Below are 20625 nucleotides of genomic sequence, written 5' to 3' on the forward strand. Positions count from 1 at the left end.
ACTGCGGCCGGGGGTTTCCCTGGCCGCAGACTGCGCTGAGTTTTGATTCCTGCGAAGACGCTCGCAGATCAGATCATCGGCGCCCGGTTTTCGCCCGCACCTGCGATGCTGGCGGCACCCGCCCAGCAATCTTCTTCGGCGATCATCGCCAGAACCAGTCCGCGCGCATCTTCCGGAGGCAGCAGCCGATAGGCGCTTTCTTCGGCGAAGACCCGCCCGCACATCAGATTGCGCGGCGCCGCGGTGAAACCCAGCATGCCAGCTTCCAGGTAGATCACCTGGTCCTGCGCAAAGCGGGGAATGACCAGTTCCAGCTCGGCGCCCGGATGCATCCGGCGAATGCCGCGATAGCCCTCCAGCGTGCAGGCAGGCACCACCGCGAAGGGGTCGCCTTGGGAATCTTCAACCAGATCGCTCTCCAGAAGCACCCCCTGATCCGGCATAAGCCACACCGGCAACCGGTTCATCAGCGCATCGCGCGGAACAAACAACGGGCAGCAGGCCGGGGCCAGCGCGCCTTCAGGTAGCCGGATGGTCTCGCGATGCAGCTCCGCGATCACCTGCATGCCATGGTCAAAGGTCAGAACCGTGTCACCGGGCGTCAGCGCCTCCACCGGACGCCAGCCCAAGTTCGACGCCACGTGGGTGCCTGCCAGAAACCCGCCCTCTGCCACCGGAACCAGCGGCAAGCCGCCGCGCTGCAAACGATCGATCGGGTTCTGTCTGTTCTTCATCAGCCAATCCAGCATCCGTGTTCCTTTCCCGCGTTTGCGGATGTCACCGTCGCAAAAACGTCCGCCGATGTGCTGCCTGCAATCAGGGCCTTCACGGCACATGTTTGCGGCAGAACCCGGGCATTGATCCCATTTCGGCATCAGCTTGCCCAGTCGTCGCGGATTAGATCTAGTCCGACGGGCAGTGCGCCATGTCCTGCTACCGGGATAGGGAATAATCGTTAAAAGAGTATTCAAATTGCGCAATGTCCTGCGCGCAGGCGGTGGCAATGGTCTCGGCACTGGCGTCGTCGTAATAGCTGCGCCAGTCACGTTCCCTGTCGCTCTCATTGACGCGCGGCAGCTCCAGCCCAAAGCCGAGATGACGGAACAGCGGCTGGGCATCTGCCGCAAAATGCTCCAGCCGGATAAATAGATGACACTGCTGCTGGCCGTCGGCGTGGCGCACATAGGCGGTCGCCGGGTGCCGTTTCAGCGACTGGATGATGCGCGGATGCTGTACAAAGGCGTGGAACTCCAGCTGCTGCGCCAGTGCCACAGCCGGGTGGTCGAACCGCTGGCTGCGCAGCCAGTGGAAATAACTCACCATCCGGTCCCAAGGATTGCGCACCATCGTAAAGACAAACAGGCTGCGCAGCTCTGCCTGCGGCAGCAAGCCCTCGATGTCGGCCAGGGTCGAATGTTTCCACAGGCGTCCGCGCGTCCGCACAGCCTTCACCCGACGGCGCCGCCTCAGCGCCTTGGGCGTATCGCCCAGCATCATGTCGTCGGCCATGGCGCGCGACTCCAGCGCCAGGGCCAGCGCGGTGCCGCCGGTCTTGGGAATATGCACAAACAGGTATTTTCGGCCCGGCGACAGGATCATGCCCCGACACTAGGCAATTGAGCCGACAAAGAAAACGACGGACATGCCACGCAAGGACCGGACGTTTCATTCTGGTCAGAAATACGCCGGGGTGAATTGGACCGCAGGGCCAAGAGGGGCCGCGCCTTTGCCCGCCCCGCCCTCAGCCTGAGCGCCGCGAAATCGTGATCCCCGCCGCCATGATCAGCCCGATGCCAAGGACCTGCCAGCCATTCAGAACCTGGCCGTACACCAGCCAGGCCACAGCAGGGCCGACAATCATCACCGAATACTCAAACACCGCAACAAACGACGCCTCGCCCAGCTGATAGGCGCGGGTAATCAGGAACACACCGCCCACTGCAGCAAGACCCTGCAGCATGAGGAGATGCGCAATGCCCCACATGTCCCACACCCAACCGCGGGTCAGAAAGCCATCCGCGCCCGCCGCCACCTCCTGCGGCCACAGGCTCAGCCCCGCCAGCGCCGCCGCCCCCAGCGCCCCCTGCACCAGCAGGTACACCAGCAGCATCGACACGGTGCTTTCGCCCTGACACAGCCGCCCGGTGGCAATTGAGCCGAGCGCATAAAACACACCCCCCGCCACCGGCAACAGGATCAGCGTATCAAACGCCGCCGGGTTCGGTTGCAACACCAGCATCACCCCGGCAAAGCCCGCAAACACCGCGCAGATCCGCACCCAGCCGATCCGCATCCGCAAAAACAGCACCGACACCAGGACAATGATGATGGGAGAGGTGAACAACCCCGCCAGCGCTTGCGCCAGCGGCATCAGCGCCACCGCCGAGAAATAGAACACCATCGACACCGCCAACAGCAGCGCGCGCAGAATAACCGCGCCCAGGTGAACCGGTCGCAGCCCGCCCAAACCGGCACGCGCCATCAGCAACAGAAGCGGCAATGCCACCACCGTGCGCATGACATAGAACTGCCCCAACCCGATGTGCTCCGCCATCAGCGGCACCGCATTATCGGTGATCCCAATGATCAGCATCGCGGCAAGCATGGAGTGCGCCGCCCGTGTCTGGCGCAGATTCCCAATATGAAGAACGGCGGCCGGGCTTGCAGTCGGCAGTGAATAGGTTGGTGAATGTTTCATGCTCTTCCCATAGCCCGCAACTTTCCGCAGTATCTGTTCTCAAAACGACATCAAAACGATTCAAGCCGGGAGGAATGCAATGGGGTGGATGGCGGATGAGACCGGACTGGAGAGGACAGCCGCGAACTTTGTGCCGCTGACCCCATTGTCGCACCTGCAACGGGCGGCACAGGTGTTTGCGGACCGAACCGCGGTGGTGCACGGCAGCCACCGGGTGACCTATGCACAGTATCATGCGCGTTGCACCCGGCTGGCCTCGGCGCTGGTCGGCCTGGGGGTGGCACCCGGCGACGTGGTCGCCACGTTGCTGCCCAATCTGCCCCCCCAGGCAGAAGCACATTTCGGCGTGCCCGCCTGCGGTGCGGTGCTGAACACCATCAACACCCGTCTGGACCCGGACACCGTCGCCTATATCCTGGATCACGGCGGTGCCAAGGTCCTGCTGGCCGATCCGCAGTTTCTGGCGCTGGCAGAGGCGGCGGTCAGCCGCATGGATGGCCCCGCCCCCATTATCGTCGAGGCCGCCGACCTGCACTCTGGCTTTCCGGTCAGCGGCAAGCATCTGGAGTATGAAACCCTGCTGGATCGCGGCGACCCGGATTTCGACTGGATCATGCCGCAGGACGAATGGGAAAGCCTCGCGCTCAACTACACCTCCGGCACCACCGGTCGGCCCAAGGGTGTGGTCTATCACCACCGCGGCGCGTATCTGATGACCATGGGTACGGTGGTGTCCTGGCGGATGGTGCTGCATCCAGTCTACCTGACCATCGTGCCGCTGTTTCACTGCAACGGCTGGAACCACACCTGGATGATGCCGCTGGTGGGCGGCACCTTGGTCTGCTGCCGTGACATCAGCGCCGAGAACATCTTCAACGCCATTCGCACCGAGGGTGTCACCCATTTCGGCGGCGCGCCGATCGTACTGAACATGCTGGTCAACGCCCCCGAGGAGTTGCGCGAGGGGTTCGAGCACCCCGTCGAGGTCTTTACCGCAGGCGCCCCGCCCGCTCCTGCGACCCTCGCCAAGATCGAGGCGCTCGGCTTCAACGTCACCCATGTTTACGGGCTGACGGAGACCTATGGCCATGTCACCGAATGCTATTGGAACGCCGACAGCTGGGATGATTTGGACCCCGACCAGACCGCCGCGATCAAGGCGCGTCAGGGTGTTGCCATGCCGATGCTGGAACCGGTGGTGATCCGCGACAGCAACCATGCCCCCTTGCCAATGGATGGCAAGACCCAAGGCGAAATCGCCCTGCGCGGCAACGTGGTAATGAAAGGCTACCTGAAAAACCCCGAGGCCACGGCAGAAGCCTTCCGCGGTGGGTATTTCAACTCCGGCGACATCGCGGTGCAGCATCCCGATGGCTATGTGCAGATTGCCGACCGGGCCAAGGATATTATTATCTCTGGCGGAGAGAACATCTCCTCGGTCGAGGTTGAGGGCGTTTTGATGGGCCACCCCGACGTGTCGCTGGCGGCAGTAACCGCAAAACCGGATGACAAATGGGGCGAAGTGCCATGCGCCTTTGTCGAGCTGAAGCCCGGGGCCACCACGGATGAGGCCGCACTGATCGCCTTTGCCCGCGAACGGCTGGCTGGGTTCAAGACTCCCAAGCAGGTTGTGTTTGCCGAGCTTCCGAAAACCGCAACCGGCAAGATCCAGAAGTTCGAACTGCGCAAGATTGCCAAGGATCTCTAGCTTTTTGCCCTTTCCGGGTCGTTGTAGGGGCAAAGCAATTTGCCGCCCCCGTCTTATGTGATTAATCTGCCCCGAACACACGATTGGGGACCGGGCTGGCTGCATGACGGCACTGAAGGAATTTGAACGGCTGGAGGCCGCAGGGTTGTGGCGCGCGGCGCCCGACGCGCAGCGGCGCGACGTGATCATCTCGCTCGGCGATGCGACGCTGACCATCACCGACATGAACGACCGGCCGCTGGCGCATTGGTCGCTGGCAGCGGTGGAGCGCGCCAACCCCGGCGTCTTTCCGGCCCTGTTCCACCCCGATGGCGACCCCGGAGAAACCCTGGAAGTTGCCAGCGACGAGACTGTCATGCTGGAGGCGATCCAACGGGTGCAGGCCGCGATCGGACGCACCCGCAGCCACCCCGGTCGCCTGCGCACCGTTGGCCTTCTGGGCGCGCTGGCGCTGGTCATGGCGCTGGTTTTTGTCTGGCTGCCGGGCGCCATCACCCGCCACGCGGTCAGCGTGGTGCCGGATATCAAACGCAAGGCCATCGGGCAGGCGCTGCTGGGTCGCATCGAGCGGGTCTCCGGCCCGGCCTGTGCCACCCGCGAGTCAGGGCCGATCCTGACCAAACTGGCTGAACGCACCGGCGTGCGGCAGCTGGCGATCCTGCGCTCCGGCATTCCCGGCAGCCTGTATCTGCCCGGCGGCATTGTTCTGCTGAACCGCAGTTTTGTCGAGGGTTTCGAAGACCCCGCAGTGGCGGCCGGCGCAATTCTGGCCGAACGCGCCCGTGCCGGGGTCACCGACCCGATGGCAGAGCTGCTGGAGGCGGGCGGTTTCTTGTCCGCGTTGAAGCTGTTGACGACCGGCGATCTGGACCGCAGCACGCTGGACGCCTACGCCGAGACCACATTAGGCAAACCGCGTCCGCAGCTGCCGGACGAAACAATACTGGCAGAATTTGCCCGTGCGGCCCTGCCCTCCACCCCTTATGCCTATGCGCTGGACGTGACCGGCGAGACCGTGCTGGGGTTGATCGAGGCCGACCCGATGGCAGGCCGCGAGCTGAAACCGGTGCTGAACGACCGCGACTGGGTGCAATTGCAAAACATCTGCGGCTGACGCCTCTTGCATCCCTCGCCCGCGCCCATAGATTGGCGCCTGGCGAGGACGGCCTCCGACCATTTTCACACCTGCCGGGACGGCCCGGCCAACCTGAGGAGAGCGGCCATGCGCAGCACCAAGGACCGTATCCGCCATGCCCTGTCATTTGAAATCATCGGCCTGTTGATGGTGACCCCGCTGGGGGCCTATATCTTTCACATGCCAATGGAGCACATGGGCGTTGCCGCGCTGGTCGGCGCCACCATCGCCACGCTGTGGAACTACGTCTACAATCTGGCCTACGACCGGACGATGCTGCGCCTGTTGGGGCATGTGCGAAAGTCGCTCCGCCAGCGCATCCTGCACGCCACGCTGTTCGAACTGGGTCTGCTGCTCGCGCTGATGCCGTTCTTTGCCTGGTACTTGCAGATTTCGCTGCTCCAGGCCCTGGTCATGGATCTCGGCTTTGCCGGATTTTATCTGGTCTATGCCTTCGTGTTCAACTGGGCCTACGACGTGGTCTTTCCGGTCCCCAGCCTGCCGTCGCAAAAGTTGGCAGAGGCCGACTGACCCGCCCCCCAAAATGGCCGCAACACAAGAATGGCCGGGGAAATTCCCGGCCAAACATGTTCCTGTCGAATATCGCCTTAGGCCGTACGCTGCGCCTAGCGGCTGAGCCGGGCTCCGGTGAAACCGGCCCTCTGAACCTGCGCCAAGGTCGCCTTGGCCTCTGCGGGGTCCCGGAATGGCCCGGCCAGCACCACGCTGTGGGTCTTACCACCACGGCTGAGCCGTCCTAACCGCACCGGCACACCTGTTGCGGCCAGCTTCCGGGCCGCGGCCTTGGCGGCTGCTGCCTCCGTGAATGTGGCGGCGCGCACATAGCGGTTGCCAACCTGCGCGTAGGCCGGCGCCGCGGCGTCTGGCGCCGAGCGTGTGGACAACCGCATCGTCTGCGCCTGTGTCTCAGCCGGGCTCCGGCTGGCCCGGCGCGGCACCGTCACCGTGCGGCGGTCCAGCGGCTTTTTTACGAGGCGGCGCGGCAGTCCGTCGGACCAGACCTGCGCCATTTGCACATCGCCCACGGCGGTGCGCTGGCCCCGCATCGGGTTCATGCGGCCATCCTCCCGCTCCACGACCTCATACCCCGCAGGCGCGCCCGAGACCGGGGCAACCATTGCCGGTCGTATTGTGCGTTCGGCGCGATGCGGGTTCAGCCGCCCGTCCTCCCACACCGCGCGATAGCCTTTTGGTACCGGGAACCCATTGGCCAGCCGCCGTTTCTGATAGATATGGGCCTGAACAACCCGTGTGTTCGGCGTCAGCAGAACCGAAGATTGCGGGCCAAAGTTTACCGGCGCCATCTCCTGCGGCCCACAGCGCGCGCCCGGCCCGCTGCTGTACTGGCGACTGATGTCCGACAGCCCGGCGCAGCCACCCACACCGGTGGCAGCAGGCGCGGTCGCCTTGGGACGCGCGACGGTGACCGGTTTCGGAGTGACCCGCACCACAGGCTTGGTCCGTGCCGCAGGGGCTGCCTTCGCAGTCGATGCCGTGGCGGCTGGTGGGGCTGGCCGGGCGCTGGTGGTCTGCGCGGTGCGACGTGGTTTGGCCGTTGTCACCACTTTGGGCGGTGCGCTTGCGGCAGGTTTTGCCGCTGCCGGCACCGTCGCCTTGGCGGGCTGCTGCCCGGGATCCAGCGTGATCAACTCTGGTGCCGGAGCGCGTTGCGGCTGCCGGGTGGCGCCTGCCACCTGCGTCGGTTCATAGCCGCATATTTGCTTGCGCGATCGCGTGACCCGCGGCACCCAGGTCACATTGCCGTCGATGCCTGCCCGTACATAGATGCACCCACGGCTGTCGACGTATTGCTTGCCCTTGTATGCGGCTGGCGGGAACTCCGCCGGAGGGCTGGTTGGGCGCAGGGTCTGTGCCTGTAGTCCTGCAGCGCCGGTCGCCCCCGCAATGAAGGCCAGTGCAATAATTCTAGTTATTTTCATTCCTGCACCCCACAAAATATGGGCACACGATGCCTGAAACAGATTTGCGAGTAAAGATTCTGCGGCAACAATAAGGCGCCGCCGGTGACATTTTTGCGTCTTCCACGTCACGCGCGGGCGCTGCTGTCTATGTCCAGCCGCAACGCCCCTCGTCACGGCTGGAGTACTGGTCGGCGCCGGATGGCTTACTTGGTGCCGAACATCCGGTCACCCGCGTCGCCAAGCCCCGGCAGGATATAGCCCTTGGCATCAATTTCACGGTCGAGAGAGGCTGTCACGATTGGCACATCCGGGTGGGCCTCCTTCATCCGCGCCACCCCTTCGGGCGAGGCCAGAAGACACAGGAAGCGGATGTCGTTGGCGCCCGCTTCTTTCAACAGGTCGATCGCCGCGGCTGAGCTGTTGCCGGTGGCCAGCATTGGATCCACCGCGATCACCAGCCGGTCCTCCAGCGCTTCGGGCGCCTTGAAGTAGTATTGCACCGGTTCTAGGGTTTCCTCGTCCCGATACAGGCCGACAAAGCCGACGCGGGCCGAGGGGATCAGCTCCAGCACCCCGTCCAGCATACCATTGCCCGCCCGCAGGATGGACACCAGCGCCAACTTCTTGCCAGCCAGGATAGGCGCTTCCATTTCCTCCATCGGGGTGTCGATGGTGGTGGTGGTCAGCGGCATCTCGCGGGTGATCTCATAGGCCAGAAGTTGGGTGATTTCGCGCAACAGGCGGCGAAAACCGGCGGTGGAGGTCCCCTTGTCCCGCATCAAGGTCAGCTTGTGCTGCACAAGCGGGTGATCAACAACGGTCAGGTGGTCGGTCATGGGGCTCTCCTAAATTCTGTTTGCAGCGCTTTTATGGGTTTGGCCGGGACTGGCAAGCGCGTTTTGACCACAAGGTCAAATAAATGACTTGCCTGCCCCTTGGGCCGGAACATTCAGATGTGCCGCAACAGAGGCGGCCACATCGGTGAATTTGACCTGCCCGAGGCTACCCGCGTCAAGCCCCGCAACCAGAACCGGCACTTGCTCGCGGGTGTGGTCAGAGCCCGGCCAACTGGGATCATTGCCATGGTCGGCCGTTAACAGCAGCATATCGCCGGGGCGCAATCGCGGCAGCAGACGGCCCAGCTCAGCGTCGAACCATTCCAGCGCACGGGCATAGCCGCTGATGTCGCGCGTATGGCCAAAGAGGCTGTCGAACTCGACAAAATTGGCAAAGGTCAGGCTGCCGTCCTCCGACGCGTCGACGGCTTCAAAGAGATGCTCCATCAACTTGGCATCGCTACCCTTTTTCAAAGTGTCGATACCCGACATGGTAAAGATGTCGCCGATCTTGCCGATGGCGTGCACCTTGCCACCTGCCTCTTGCACCCAGTTGGTCAGCACCGGCGCGGGGGGCGCTATGGCATAATCACGACGGTTGGTTGTCCGGCTGAAGCCCTGTTCGACAGTCCCCACAAAGGGCCGCGCGATGACCCGGCCAACCTTCATCGCATGAAGCTGCGGCGCGATGTCTTCACAGAGCTTCAGCAGCCGGTCGAGGCCGAATGTCTCCTCATGGGCGGCGATCTGAAACACGCTGTCGGCAGAGGTATAGCAGATCGGCCAGCCGGTCCGAACGTGCTCCTCGCCCAGATCGTTGATGATCTTGGTGCCGGAGGCGTGACAATTGCCCAGAACCCCATCCGTTCCCGCCAATTCCGCCACCCGCGCGACCAGTTCTGCCGGGAAAGACGGCGCCCGATCGGGGAAATAATGCCAATCCCACGGCACCACCAGCCCGGCCAGCTCCCAATGGCCAGAGGGCGTGTCCTTGCCGGGGCTGGCCTCTGCCGCGCAGCCCCACCGACCTTGCGGCGTAGCCGTCAGACCGGGGAACGGCACCGCCGACGCCAAGCGCATCGCCGCCCCCAACCCCAGTCGGTCAAGGTTTGGCAGATGCAGCGCGCCGCTGCGCCCTTGCTCGGCCCGGCCCGCCGCGCAGGCCTGGGCGATATGGGCCAGCGTATTGGCGCCCAGATCGGGCAGGTCGCCGTTGAAGAACCGCCCGGCGTCTGGTGCGCCACCGATGCCAACCGAATCCATCACCACAACAAAGGCGCGGGGCATCAGGTGATCCTCTCATGCACCAGTGGCGGCAGCTCTGTCGGCGTCTGTGACAGCGCAATCGCGGCAAGGATGGCGGTTTCGGCCACCTCTGCGGCCTCGGTGCTGGCGGCATGAATGCGGACCAGCGGTGCGCCCTTGGCCACCTTCTGCCCCAGCCGCACCAGATCGGCCAGGCCGACACCGGGGTGGATCCGGTCGCCTTCGACCATGCGACCACCGCCGAGGCTGACAACGGCCAGACCCAGCGCCTCGCCGTTCATCGCGGTCACATACCCCGCCTCGGGTGCGGCCACGTCGCGGATCACCTCAGCGCCCGGCAAATGTGCCTGCCAACAGCTGGCAAAGTCCGCCGGACCGCCCATCAGGGCGATCATACGTTCGAAACGGTCCGCCGCGCGACCGTCGCGCAGGGTTGCCGCGATCATCTCGCCCCCCGAAGCCGCATCCTGCGCCAGCCCCGCCTGGAGCAGCAGCTCCGCACCCAAAGCGACCGTGATCTCTGCCAGCGGCCCGGTGGCAGCCGCACCGCCGGTCAGCAGTCGCATCACCTCAGCCACCTCCAGCGCGTTGCCGAGCGCTGGCGCCAGCGGCTGGTTCATGTCCGTGATCAACGCCGCGGTCCTGCAGCCCGCCGCATTGGCCGTATCGTACAGCGAGGTCGCCAGCGCGCGTGCCTGATCGGCGGTTTTCATAAAGGCGCCGGAGCCGATCTTGACGTCGAGCACCAGCGCATCCGGACCCGCCGCCAGTTTCTTGGACAGGATGGACGCCGTGATCAGGTCGATACTGTCCACCGTCGCGGTCACATCGCGCACCGCATATAGCCGCTTGTCCGCCGGGGCGATCTGCGCAGTGGCGCCGACGATGGCGCAGCCTGCCTGATCCACCATCTGCCGCAAAAGTTCCTCGCTGACGCTGGTGGAGACACCGGGAATCGCCTCCAGCTTGTCCAGGGTGCCGCCGGTGTGGCCCAAACCACGGCCGGAGATCATCGGAACGTAGGCACCACAGGCCGCCAGCGCAGGCGCCAGCAGCAGCGACACGCAATCGCCGACCCCGCCGGTGGAGTGTTTGTCGAGCACCGGCCCGTCCAGATCCCAGTCCAGGACATCGCCGGTGTCCCGCATCGCAAGGGTCAGGGCGCGGCGGCCCTGTACCGTCAGCCCCTGCAGGCACACCGCCATCGCAAATGCCCCCGCTTGCGCATCGGTCACGACACCACTGGCCAGACCCTCGGCGAACCAGCCAAGCACGTCATCCGCGGGGGTTTGCCCTCGCCGCAGCTGTGCGATGATCCCGCGGGCATCCATCAGCTGCGCTCCATGTGGTCCGCGTCAAAGGCGCCAGGCAGAAGCGCGCCAATGGTGGTTTCGCGTTCCGCGCCATCGGTGGTCCCCATGGTAACCCGGACTTCCCCCGCGCCGAATTCCTTCAACTTCTGGCGGCAGCCGCCACAGGGCGGCACCGGCGACGGGCTGTCGGCGATCACATAGACCTCCGCCAGCTCTGTCTCGCCCGCCGCAACCATGGCGGCGATGGCCCCGGCTTCGGCGCAGGTGCCCTCGGGGTAGGCCACGTTTTCAACGTTGCAGCCAACGTAGACCTGCCCAGAGCCGGAACGGATCGCCGCCCCAACCTTGAAGTTGGAATAGGGCGCGTGGGCGTTTTCACGGACAGCGGTGGCGGCGGCCTTCAGGCTCATGGCGATTCCCTGTTTTTGATCATCCGGTCAAGATGCCGCAGGATAGCGGGTCGCGACCGCAAAGGTGAAGCCCCTTTGGCGCAGCATCCCCCTGCCCCGCCGTCATGCCGCCCGACCCCGGTCGCACCTTCCATTGACGGGTTGCCGCCTGGCCGCCGGGTATGGGCCGCGAACGGGTCGGTGCCATGATCGGTCCCACCGTGGAGCCGCCGCGTTCGGGAATGCCAAAAGGATCCTTCGGAAAAATGAGCATAGTACTGCCGATCTCTCATTGCATGGCGTTGGGGCCGCCAAGTTGGGGCTTGAACCCTTCTTCAAGAAACGCCGTCTGCTCCAGCGTTTCACCGCGGAAAAAAGTTACAGCAAGATGCTGAAATAGCGTTCAAATTCGCTGTGATCCGGGGGGCTGCCTGCCGTACTGCGCTCCGCGTCGACCCGCCGCGCGCCAACGCCTACGAAACGCATTTCCGCCAGACAGGACGCCCCTGTGCCGCGACAGATCAGTTTGGGCTAGGTTTCCCGCGACAGAAATGGTTTAATACTAAACAATACCAGTTTCAAAGGAGCGCAAGATGTCCGATTCACAGAACCTGCGCCAGGCCGCACTGAACTACCACGAGTTCCCGCGACCCGGTAAGCTGGAGATCCGCGCGACCAAGCCGATGGCCAACGGTCGCGATCTGGCACGCGCCTATTCGCCGGGCGTGGCCGAAGCGTGCATCGAGATCAAGGCGGATACGGCCAATGCTGCCCGCTATACCTCCCGCGGCAACCTGGTGGCGGTGGTCTCCAACGGCTCAGCCGTGCTGGGGTTGGGCAACATCGGCGCGCTGGCCTCGAAACCGGTAATGGAGGGCAAGGCGGTCCTGTTCAAGAACTTCGCCGGTATCGACTGTTTCGACATCGAGGTGAACGAGAGCGACCCGGAAAAGCTGGCCGAGATCGTCTGTTCGCTGGAGCCGACCTTTGGCGCCATCAACCTGGAAGACATCAAGGCGCCGGATTGCTTTGTGGTGGAGAAGATCTGCCGCGAGCGGATGAACATCCCGGTGTTCCATGACGACCAGCACGGCACCGCCATCGTGGTCGGTGCCGCCGCCAAGAATGCGCTGCACGTGGCAGGAAAATCGTTCGAGGACATCAAGATCGTCTCCACCGGCGGCGGCGCGGCGGGGATTGCCTGCCTCAACATGCTTGTGAAGCTGGGGGTGAAGCGCGAGAACATCTGGCTGTGCGACATCCACGGGCTGGTCTATGAAGGCCGGTCCGAAGACATGAACCCCGAAAAAGCCGCCTTTGCCCAGGCCTCGGACCTGCGCACGCTGGATGAGGTCATCGACGGGGCCGACCTGTTCCTCGGGCTCTCCGGACCCAATGTGTTGCAGCCGGACATGGTCGCCAAGATGGCCAAACGACCGATCATCTTTGCGCTGGCGAACCCTACGCCGGAAATCATGCCAGAGGCCGCGCGCAAGGTCGCACCGGATGCGATCATTGCCACCGGGCGCAGCGATTTCCCCAATCAGGTCAACAACGTGCTGTGCTTCCCGTTCATCTTCCGCGGGGCGCTGGATGTGGGCGCAACGGAAATCAACGACGCGATGCAGATCGCCTGCGTCGACGGCATCGCCGAACTGGCCCGCGCCACCACCAGCGCCGAGGCCGCCGCCGCCTACAAGGGCGAGCAGCTGACCTTCGGCGCCGATTACCTGATCCCCAAACCCTTTGATCCGCGGCTAGTCGCGGTGGTGTCCTCTGCCGTGGCCAAGGCCGCGATGGAGAGCGGGGTTGCCACCCGGCCTATTGAGGACATCGCCGCCTACCGCCAGAAGCTGAACCAGACGGTGTTCAAATCCGCGCTTTTGATGAAGCCGGTCTTCGAGGCCGCCCGCGCCGCCGCCCGGCGCATCGTTTTTGCCGAGGGCGAGGACGAGCGGGTGCTGCGCGCCGCCCAGGCCATACTGGAGGAAACCACCGAAACGCCGATCCTGATCGGCCGCCCCGAGGTGATCGAGCGGCGCTGCGAAAAGCTGGGTCTCGATGTGCGGCCCGGACGTGACTTCCAGCTGGTGAACCCGGAGAACGACCCGCGCTATTATGATTACTGGAACAGCTATCACAAGCTGATGCAGCGCCAGGGCGTCACCCCCGATCTGGCCAAGGCGATCATGCGCACCAACACCACCGCCATCGGCGCCATCATGGTGCATCGCGGCGAGGCCGACAGCCTGATCTGTGGCACCTTTGGCGAATACCGCTGGCACATGAATTATGTGGAGCAGGTGCTGGGCGGCAACAGCTATTCCCCGCATGGCGCCCTGTCGATGATGATCCTCGAGGACGGGCCGCTCTTCATCGCTGACACCCATGTCCGCATCGAACCGACGCCCGAACAGATTGCCGAAACCGTTCTGGGCGCCGCCCGCCATGTGCGCCGCTTCGGGCTGGAGCCGAAGATTGCCCTGTGTTCCCAGTCGCAGTTCGGCAACATCGACTGCGACACTGGCAGTCGACTGCGCGCGGCGCTGGAGATCCTCGACGACAAGCGCCGCGATTTTGCCTATGAGGGCGAAATGAATATCGACAGCGCCCTGGACCCTGAACTGCGGGCGCGGATCTTCCCCAACTCACGCCTGGAAGGCTCCGCAAACGTGCTGATCTTCGCCCATGCCGATGCCGCATCCGGCGTGCGCAACATCTTGAAAATGCGCGCAGGCGGGCTGGAGGTCGGCCCGATCCTGATGGGCATGGGCAACCGCGCCCATATCGTGTCGCCCTCGATCACCGCGCGTGGGCTGCTGAACATGGCCGCCATCGCCGGCACGCCGGTCACCCATTACGGCTGACGCCAAGCGCCCGTTTCGCCCTACCCGCTGCTGCGGCGGGAGGGCGCGGGACGCCAGGCCGTGCCGGGCGCTGTCAGCACGTGGGAAACCCTGACACCCCCCGCGCCACATAAGACGGCATCTCCGGCACCCCCATCTGCATCGGCAAGCTATCCTCGCCAAACAGCGCCCGAAGCTCCTGAAACAGGTCGTGATGCTCCGGATTGGCCGGGTTCGCCTGCACAAGCAGGCTTTCGGCTGGCATGCCATTCGCCACCAGGATGACGTGACGCGGGCAGAGGATGTGCCAGTACTCAACCTCTTGTTGCTCCCTGTCGAGACAGATTGCCCTGCCATCAATCAGGTGTTTGGCCGGGGCCAGGGCCGCTTCTTCGCCAAAGCACATCGCCACGCGCAGCCCTTCGAGATAGATCCGGTGTTGCTGAGACACCCAAGTGTCGCAATAAGGCTTGCCTCCGCCGAAAGCGCCGGCCGCGATGCGAACCGGGCGCAATTTTTCAAACCGCTCAGACCGGGGCAACGGAAGCCGCTTGGACCCGATCCACAGCACGTCGTGCTGCACGCCAAACCAATCCAGAACCGTGTCACCGGGTCTTATATGCTCAACCGGCACGTCGCCCGTAATGGTGCGAATGGCTGTGCCGGACGCAAAACAAACCGGGGTGAATACAGTGCTGCTGACCAGTTTGATGTCTACAACCAGCGCCACCGCTCCCAAAAGGTTGGGTTCGCCGTCCGGAAAATGGAAGTAGACAGAACCGTTCGCCTCAAAGGCGAGTACGGCCTTGGATGGCCCCAAGGGGACTGTCGCGCCTGCCACGTCCACCCCGGGTGTCGCGGAGCCACTTCCTAGATAACTGATGGGGTGGCCATTGTAGGTGGACAGCCCATCGTCCTGTTCCGACAGTACACCATCATCGTCCGACAGCGTACCGGTTTCACGCGGCCCAAAGTCGCTGAGCACAAGCGTTTGCTTTTCAGAGAACAGCTCTGTCGTTAAAGCAGCGCCATGATAGGGTGAAACACTAATTTCTCGACTTTGCATCACAAGCCTCATCACTAAAAACAACCAAAACGTGTAATGCGATTCATTAATTGGGAGTTAGCCTTTAAATAAATAAACGTAAATTCACATTACTGAAAACAAGCAGGCCGAAGAACGCTTTCTCACCTCACGGCCCTGCGAACCCGGAGTTTGCAAAATTCCCCCAAGTTTTCAGCCACCGGACACAAGGCGCACGGTTTGCAAATAAGTTAGCCAAGCGCACCCGCACTCTTTGTAAAAACTGTAAATGTGACGCCCACCCAGCCACGAAAGCGGTAAATTGCTTGACCAACCTCGCGCGCCGTTAGCGTAAAACTTGCCCATTTGCCGCCAAGTCGCCTAGGCAGGATGCCAGGAGGAGAACAAAACATGGGATATCAGGATATCTATTCAGCCTGGCAGCAGGACCCCGAGGGTTTCTGGATGCAGGCCGCAGAGGCGATCAGCTGGGACAAACCGCCGACTAAGGCGCTGTTCGACCGCGCCGACGGGCTGCACGAATGGTTTGCCGATGCGCGCGTCAACACCTGTTACAACGCCGTCGACCGCCACGTCGAACAGGGCCGCGGCGAGCAGACCGCGATCATCTATGACAGCCCGCTGACCCAGACCAAACGGCAGATCTCCTATGTCGAGCTGCGCAACCGGGTGGCCAGCCTGGCGGGGGCGCTGCGCGCCAAAGGGGTCGAAAAAGGCGACCGGGTTATCCTCTACATGCCGATGATCCCCGAGGCCCTGGAGGCGATGCTGGCCTGTTCGCGCATCGGAGCGATACATTCGGTGGTGTTTGGCGGCTTTGCCTCCAATGAACTGGCGGTACGGATTGACGACGCCAAACCCAAGGCGATCATCGCCGCATCCTGCGGGATCGAACCGGGCCGCATCGTGCATTACAAGCCGCTTCTGGACGGTGCCATTGACCAGGCCGAGCACAAGCCGGATTTCTGCGTGATCTTTCAGCGCGAACAGGAAGTCGCAGAACTGGTGCCGGGCCGCGATGTGAACTGGCACGGCTTTCAGTACGGTGTGGAACCTGCGGAATGCGTCCCGGTAGAGGGCAACCACCCGTCGTATATTCTGTACACCTCCGGCACCACCGGCCAGCCCAAGGGGGTGATCCGCCACACTGCCGGGCAGCTGGTGGCGCTGAACTGGACGATGAAGAACATCTACAACGTCGATCCCGGCGACGTGTTCTGGGCGGCCTCGGACGTGGGCTGGGTCGTCGGGCATTCCTACATCTGCTATGGCCCGCTTATCCACGGCAACACCACCGTGGTGTTCGAAGGCAAGCCGGTGGGCACCCCGGACGCGGGCACGTTCTGGCGGGTGATCGCGGAACATAAGGTCAAAAGCTTCTTCACAGCCCCCACCGCATTCCGCGCCGTCAAACGCGACGACCCCAAGGGCGAGCAGGTCAGAAAGTATGATCTCAGCAGCCTGCAGCAGGTCTACCTGGCCGGTGAGCGTGCTGACCCCGACACCATCACCTGGGCACAACAGCAGCTGAAGGTGCCGGTGGTCGACCATTGGTGGCAGACGGAAACCGGCTGGGCGATTGCCGCCAATCCACTGGGAATCGAGGAACTGCCGACCAAGCTCGGCTCCCCGGCGGTGCCAATGCCGGGCTATGCCGTGGATATTCTGGACGAGGGCGGCAACCCGCTGCCAAACGGCGAACTGGGGGCCATCGCAGTCAAGTTGCCCTTGCCGCCGGGCACGCTGCCAACCCTGTGGAACGCCGAAGAGCGCTACCGGAAAAGCTACCTGACCACCTTCCCCGGCTATTACGAAACGGGCGATGCGGGAATGAAGGACGAGGACGGCTATCTGTACATCATGGCGCGCACCGACGACGTGATCAACGTGGCCGGCCACCGTTTGTCCACCGGCGCCATGGAGGAGGTTCTGGCGAGCCATCCTGATGTGGCCGAATGCGCGGTGATCGGTGTGTCGGACAGCCTCAAGGGCCAGATGCCCGTCGGGTTTCTCTGTCTCAACTCCGGCGTCGAGCGGGACCACACAGAGGTGACCTCGGAGGTGGTCAAACTCGTGCGCGACAGGATCGGTCCGGTTGCTGCCTTCAAACTGGCAGTGGTGGTCGAACGCCTGCCCAAGACGCGCTCAGGCAAGATCCTGCGCGGCACCATGGTAAATATCGCAGACGGCACGCCGTGGAAGATGCCTGCCACCATCGACGACCCCGCCGTTCTGGACGAGATCACCGAGGCGTTGCAAGCGATCGGCTACGCCAAGTGAAACCAGCCTGTTTCACCACCGCATCTGCTGTGGTTCGAAAATTCTGAAACTAAAAAAGCGGCCCCCAAGGGGGCCGCATATCGTTCCGCACCGGTTTGCGGTGTCAGTGCTTGTCCTGCCGCGCTGCGAAGTCGTCGATCTGGCGGTCGGCCTCATCCTTGGCCATACCATAGTGTTCTTGCAGCTTGCCGGACAGACGCTCGCGATTGCCGTCGATTTGCTCGACTTCATCGTTTGTCAGCTTGCCCCACTGCTTTTGCACTTCGCCCGTCATCTGCTTCCACTTGCCTTCGATCTGGTCCCAGTTCATGATTTCCACTCCTTGGTTTTCAATTGTACCACAGGGCGCGTTCAGCGCGAGCTGCTGAGAGATAAACGCGGTTTGCCAGCGAATGTTCCCACCCGGCGCATAATACCCGAAATCCGCTGATGCCATGCGCTGCCTTGCCCTCTTTCAAGTGCTGAAGCGCCGCACTACACTCTGCCGCAAGGAGAGTCTTATCATGTCAAAAAATGAACTCTGGCGCCTCGATGCGCATGAGCTGGCCGCATTGACCCGCAGCGGCCAGGTCAGCGCCCGCGAGGCCGTGCAGTCGGCGCTGGCGCGCATGGACGCCGTGAACCCTGGCCTCAATGCCGTGGTCGAGGACCTGCGCCAATCGGCGCTGTCCCGCGCCGACATGCTGGACCAGCAAACGCCGGATCTGCGCGGCCCGCTGCACGGGCTGCCTGTGACCATCAAGATCAACGTCGACCAGGCGGGCCAGGCGACATCCAACGGGGTCGTGGCGCTGAAAGATCTGATCGCGCCCGCGGATGCCCCGGTGGTGACCAATCTGCAAAAGGCCGGCGCGGTGGTGATCGGGCGGACGAACACGCCGGAGTTCTCCTTTCGCGCCGATACCGACAACCCGCTGTATGGGCGCACGCACAACCCCTGGGGGGCCCACGTCTCCGCCGGTGGCTCCTCCGGCGGAGCTGGCGCGGCCGTTATGGCGGGTATTGGCGCGCTGGCGCATGGCAATGACATCGGCGGCAGCCTGCGCTTTCCCGCCGCCGCAAACGGCGCGGTGACGGTGAAACCGGGGCTGGGCCGGGTGCCTGCCTGGAACCCCAGCCAGAGCGCCGAACGCGGATTGCTGGCACAGCTGATGTCGGTGCAGGGGCTGATCACCCGCAGTGCGCAGGACCTGCATCTGTCGATGCCCAGCCTGATTGCGCCCGATCCACGCGACCCCTTCCATGTGCCACTGCCCTGGCGCGGCGCCGCGCCCGAGGGCCCACTGAAGGTCGCATTCACTCGCAACACCCACGGCTATGATCTGCACCCGGAGGTGGAAGCGGCACTGGAAACCGCCCGTGACGCGCTGCGGGACGCAGGCTATATCGTCGAGGAGGTCGAACCACCCAATGTGTTTGACGCCGGACGCAGCGGCTACCGTGCCCTGATGGGCGAAATTCACGCGCTGATGAAGGCGGATGTGGACGCGGCCGGCTCCGATACCGTGCGCGACATCTTTGCGGTCTACTTCCAGGAGTTCCCCCCCTTTACCGGGGATGAGCTGCTGCAAGTGATGGCCAAGCGGACCCATTTCGCCCGGCAATGGTCGCTGTTTCTGCAGGACTATCCGCTCGTGCTGTCGCCCTTCCTGCCACAGCCCTTCTTCCGCCCCGACCGCGATACCGAAGGCGCCGAAGGCGTGCAGGAGGTGCTGGGCTGTGCGGTTTACTCCTATGCGATGAATTTCCTCGGCCTGCCAGCGGCCTCGGTTCCGGCGCGTCTGGCGGAAATGCCGCAGGGGCCACAGCCGATCAACGTGCAGATTGCCGCGCAGCGCTGGCGCGAGGATTTGGCGGTGGACGCCTGCGCGGCCATCGAGGCCCGCGTCGGCCGCATGTGCCAGCCGCTTTGGGAGCGGATGCAGCTCTTTGAGCAAACATAGGCTTGCGCTGTTGGCGTTTCACCCGGGGACCAGACCAGCCCGTCCCCGGGGCATTGCCGCACCAAGTTCACTTGCTACCGCTGGCACGTCCCCATCCGACGCATCGCGCCTTGCCTGGATACGGCGCTTGACCGTAGTGCCAGATTCCGCAGGCGCCGCCAGCAAACAAGGAACCCCAAAGACCAATCACAACACCAGTGCCGCATGTGGTACTACCATTCCGCACAGGGGCCATCGGCCACTGCACGGTGATCTATAATCGCACGAGATTATTACCAAATGGTTCACGCGCTCAACCACAGCGCACCTCAAGGCGAAAGCGACGCAGCGTTTAGGTGAACTGTTCCGAGATCAACCGCTCCTCCAGCCCATGGCCGGGGTCGAACAGGATCTTGTGGCGGATGTCCAGATCGGTGCGGATTTCGACCCAATCGATGTCGGCCACCGAGATTGAATCCGCGTCCGCCATCACCGGGCGCTTGTCCGGCTCCAGCACGTCGAACCGCACCATCGCATTGCTGGGCAGCAACGCCCCGCGCCAGCGACGCGGGCGAAACGCGGCGATGGCGGTCAGCGCCAGCACATCCGCGCCGATCGGCAGGATCGGCCCATGCGCCGAGTAGTTATAGGCGGTGGAACCCGCAGGTGTCGCCACCAGCGCACCATCGCAAACCAGCTCCGGCATGCGCACGCGCCCATCGACCGATATCTGCAATCGCGCCGCCTGCGGACCTGCCCGCAGCAACGACACCTCATTGATGGCCAGCGCGCGGTGCTCCCCCCCCCGCCGGTCCATCGCCGTCATCGACAGCGGGTTGATGATCTCCTGCACCGCTTCTTCCAGACGTTCGGCCAGGCCGTCCTCGCGATATTCGTTCATCAAAAAACCGACGGTGCCGCGGTTCATGCCGTAGACCGGAGCTGGGTGATCGACCATGGTGTGCAGTGTGCGCAGCATGAACCCGTCCCCTCCCAAGGCGACGATCACATCCGCCTGCTCTGGTGGCACATGACCATAGCGGCCTTCCAGCTCGGCCAGGGCCTGCTGTGCAGCGTCGGCCCTGCTGGCAAGAAAGGCGATTCTCAAAGGCATGAAATCTGTTTCCGGTGTTAGCCATGTGGTTCCGAAACAATCACAGCTTTCCACCGAAGACCATAGTTGCCGTTCTGTCGCAGGGAAATGTCGCTTTACAGGCTTTCTGACAGGGCAAGTTTCCGATAGG

Annotated in this window: 17 protein-coding genes; 6 read left to right on the top strand and 11 right to left on the bottom strand. The window is 63.6% G+C overall.

All coding sequences use genetic code 11. The features are described from left to right. Nucleotides 1–68 precede the first annotated feature (68 nt). From AC0IPL_RS03755 to AC0IPL_RS03765, 3 genes are all read right to left on the bottom strand, one after another. Nucleotides 69–734, bottom strand: a complete 666-nt coding sequence (locus AC0IPL_RS03755) for a Hint domain-containing protein (RefSeq protein WP_474272287.1) — start codon at nucleotides 732–734, stop codon at nucleotides 69–71. A gap of 199 nt (nucleotides 735–933) precedes the next feature. Then, nucleotides 934–1599: a sulfotransferase family 2 domain-containing protein gene (locus AC0IPL_RS03760; RefSeq protein WP_474272288.1), complete on the bottom strand. Its 666-nt coding sequence runs from the start codon at nucleotides 1597–1599 to the stop codon at nucleotides 934–936. A 142-nt stretch (nucleotides 1600–1741) separates the two neighbouring features. After that, nucleotides 1742–2698, bottom strand: coding sequence for a DMT family transporter (locus tag AC0IPL_RS03765; RefSeq protein ID WP_474272289.1), 957 nt, complete (start codon nucleotides 2696–2698; stop codon nucleotides 1742–1744). A gap of 79 nt (nucleotides 2699–2777) precedes the next feature. Here AC0IPL_RS03765 and AC0IPL_RS03770 point away from each other — a divergent pair, with 79 nt between their 5' ends. The 3 genes from AC0IPL_RS03770 (at nucleotide 2778) to AC0IPL_RS03780 (ending at nucleotide 6072) form a co-directional block, all read left to right on the top strand. Then, entirely contained in the window at nucleotides 2778–4406 is a 1629-nt protein-coding gene (locus tag AC0IPL_RS03770) for an AMP-binding protein (RefSeq protein ID WP_474272291.1), read from the top strand. A 103-nt stretch (nucleotides 4407–4509) separates the two neighbouring features. After that, on the top strand, nucleotides 4510–5520 hold the full coding sequence (locus AC0IPL_RS03775; protein WP_474272292.1) for a hypothetical protein: 1011 nt from the start codon (nucleotides 4510–4512) through the stop codon (nucleotides 5518–5520). Nucleotides 5521–5628: 108 nt separating this feature from the next. Further along, nucleotides 5629–6072 carry a PACE efflux transporter gene (locus tag AC0IPL_RS03780; protein WP_474272293.1) on the top strand — a complete coding sequence of 148 codons (444 nt, stop codon included), beginning with the start codon at nucleotides 5629–5631 and terminating at the stop codon, nucleotides 6070–6072. 95 nt (nucleotides 6073–6167) lie between these two features. Here the strand turns inward: AC0IPL_RS03780 and AC0IPL_RS03785 are convergent, their stop codons facing one another. The 5 genes from AC0IPL_RS03785 to AC0IPL_RS03805 all read right to left on the bottom strand — a co-directional run bounded on the left by AC0IPL_RS03785 (nucleotide 6168) and on the right by AC0IPL_RS03805 (nucleotide 11309). Beyond that, a complete protein-coding gene (locus AC0IPL_RS03785) occupies nucleotides 6168–7502 on the bottom strand; it encodes an SPOR domain-containing protein (protein WP_474272294.1) in 1335 nt (444 codons plus the stop codon). Between the two features lie 185 nt (nucleotides 7503–7687). Further along, on the bottom strand, nucleotides 7688–8320 hold the full coding sequence (gene upp / locus AC0IPL_RS03790; protein WP_474272295.1) for a uracil phosphoribosyltransferase: 633 nt from the start codon (nucleotides 8318–8320) through the stop codon (nucleotides 7688–7690). 75 nt (nucleotides 8321–8395) lie between these two features. After that, entirely contained in the window at nucleotides 8396–9607 is a 1212-nt protein-coding gene (locus AC0IPL_RS03795; protein ID WP_474272297.1) for a phosphopentomutase, read from the bottom strand. Further along, nucleotides 9607–10917 (bottom strand): thymidine phosphorylase, encoded by a 1311-nt coding sequence (locus AC0IPL_RS03800; protein ID WP_474272298.1) that lies wholly within the window; start codon nucleotides 10915–10917, stop codon nucleotides 9607–9609. Before AC0IPL_RS03800 ends, AC0IPL_RS03795 begins: the two co-directional genes overlap by 1 nt. Beyond that, complete coding sequence (locus AC0IPL_RS03805) at nucleotides 10917–11309, bottom strand: cytidine deaminase (protein WP_474272299.1); 393 nt, start codon at nucleotides 11307–11309, stop codon at nucleotides 10917–10919. The genes AC0IPL_RS03800 and AC0IPL_RS03805 overlap by 1 nt, the downstream gene beginning before the upstream one ends. A 572-nt stretch (nucleotides 11310–11881) precedes the next feature. Here AC0IPL_RS03805 and AC0IPL_RS03810 point away from each other — a divergent pair. Next, on the top strand, nucleotides 11882–14155 hold the full coding sequence (locus AC0IPL_RS03810) for an NADP-dependent malic enzyme (RefSeq protein ID WP_474272300.1): 2274 nt from the start codon (nucleotides 11882–11884) through the stop codon (nucleotides 14153–14155). Nucleotides 14156–14228: 73 nt separating this feature from the next. Here AC0IPL_RS03810 and AC0IPL_RS03815 read toward each other — a convergent pair whose 3' ends face one another. Further along, complete coding sequence (locus tag AC0IPL_RS03815; RefSeq protein ID WP_474272301.1) at nucleotides 14229–15212, bottom strand: Hint domain-containing protein; 984 nt, start codon at nucleotides 15210–15212, stop codon at nucleotides 14229–14231. 357 nt (nucleotides 15213–15569) lie between these two features. Here AC0IPL_RS03815 and prpE point away from each other — a divergent pair, with 357 nt between their 5' ends. Further along, the gene (gene prpE / locus AC0IPL_RS03820; RefSeq protein ID WP_474272302.1) at nucleotides 15570–17459 is read left to right on the top strand and encodes a propionate-CoA ligase PrpE; all 1890 of its coding nucleotides are present in this window, start codon (nucleotides 15570–15572) and stop codon (nucleotides 17457–17459) included. A gap of 103 nt (nucleotides 17460–17562) precedes the next feature. Here prpE and AC0IPL_RS03825 read toward each other — a convergent pair whose 3' ends face one another. Beyond that, on the bottom strand, nucleotides 17563–17769 hold the full coding sequence (locus AC0IPL_RS03825) for a CsbD family protein (protein ID WP_474272303.1): 207 nt from the start codon (nucleotides 17767–17769) through the stop codon (nucleotides 17563–17565). A gap of 193 nt (nucleotides 17770–17962) precedes the next feature. Here AC0IPL_RS03825 and AC0IPL_RS03830 point away from each other — a divergent pair, with 193 nt between their 5' ends. Beyond that, nucleotides 17963–19402 (top strand): amidase family protein, encoded by a 1440-nt coding sequence (locus tag AC0IPL_RS03830; protein ID WP_474272304.1) that lies wholly within the window; start codon nucleotides 17963–17965, stop codon nucleotides 19400–19402. Nucleotides 19403–19733: 331 nt separating this feature from the next. Here AC0IPL_RS03830 and AC0IPL_RS03835 read toward each other — a convergent pair whose 3' ends face one another. Next, nucleotides 19734–20495, bottom strand: coding sequence for an NAD kinase (locus tag AC0IPL_RS03835; protein ID WP_474272305.1), 762 nt, complete (start codon nucleotides 20493–20495; stop codon nucleotides 19734–19736). Between the last annotated feature and the right edge of the window lie 130 nt (nucleotides 20496–20625).

The organism is Leisingera sp. SA32 (assembly GCF_056033425.1).

Excerpts from the sequence above, each read along its gene's own strand:
- AC0IPL_RS03755 (WP_474272287.1), bottom strand. The coding sequence starts at position 734 with ATGAAGAACAGACAGAACCCGATCGATCGTTTGCAGCGCGGCGGCTTG.
- AC0IPL_RS03760 (WP_474272288.1), bottom strand. The coding sequence starts at position 1,599 with ATGATCCTGTCGCCGGGCCGAAAATACCTGTTTGTGCATATTCCCAAG.
- AC0IPL_RS03765 (WP_474272289.1), bottom strand. The coding sequence starts at position 2,698 with ATGAAACATTCACCAACCTATTCACTGCCGACTGCAAGCCCGGCCGCC.
- AC0IPL_RS03770 (WP_474272291.1), top strand. The coding sequence starts at position 2,778 with ATGGGGTGGATGGCGGATGAGACCGGACTGGAGAGGACAGCCGCGAAC.
- AC0IPL_RS03775 (WP_474272292.1), top strand. The coding sequence starts at position 4,510 with ATGACGGCACTGAAGGAATTTGAACGGCTGGAGGCCGCAGGGTTGTGG.
- AC0IPL_RS03780 (WP_474272293.1), top strand. The coding sequence starts at position 5,629 with ATGCGCAGCACCAAGGACCGTATCCGCCATGCCCTGTCATTTGAAATC.
- AC0IPL_RS03785 (WP_474272294.1), bottom strand. The coding sequence starts at position 7,502 with ATGAAAATAACTAGAATTATTGCACTGGCCTTCATTGCGGGGGCGACC.
- upp (WP_474272295.1), bottom strand. The coding sequence starts at position 8,320 with ATGACCGACCACCTGACCGTTGTTGATCACCCGCTTGTGCAGCACAAG.
- AC0IPL_RS03795 (WP_474272297.1), bottom strand. The coding sequence starts at position 9,607 with ATGCCCCGCGCCTTTGTTGTGGTGATGGATTCGGTTGGCATCGGTGGC.
- AC0IPL_RS03800 (WP_474272298.1), bottom strand. The coding sequence starts at position 10,917 with ATGGATGCCCGCGGGATCATCGCACAGCTGCGGCGAGGGCAAACCCCC.
- AC0IPL_RS03805 (WP_474272299.1), bottom strand. The coding sequence starts at position 11,309 with ATGAGCCTGAAGGCCGCCGCCACCGCTGTCCGTGAAAACGCCCACGCG.
- AC0IPL_RS03810 (WP_474272300.1), top strand. The coding sequence starts at position 11,882 with ATGTCCGATTCACAGAACCTGCGCCAGGCCGCACTGAACTACCACGAG.
- AC0IPL_RS03815 (WP_474272301.1), bottom strand. The coding sequence starts at position 15,212 with ATGAGGCTTGTGATGCAAAGTCGAGAAATTAGTGTTTCACCCTATCAT.
- prpE (WP_474272302.1), top strand. The coding sequence starts at position 15,570 with ATGGGATATCAGGATATCTATTCAGCCTGGCAGCAGGACCCCGAGGGT.
- AC0IPL_RS03825 (WP_474272303.1), bottom strand. The coding sequence starts at position 17,769 with ATGAACTGGGACCAGATCGAAGGCAAGTGGAAGCAGATGACGGGCGAA.
- AC0IPL_RS03830 (WP_474272304.1), top strand. The coding sequence starts at position 17,963 with ATGTCAAAAAATGAACTCTGGCGCCTCGATGCGCATGAGCTGGCCGCA.
- AC0IPL_RS03835 (WP_474272305.1), bottom strand. The coding sequence starts at position 20,495 with ATGCCTTTGAGAATCGCCTTTCTTGCCAGCAGGGCCGACGCTGCACAG.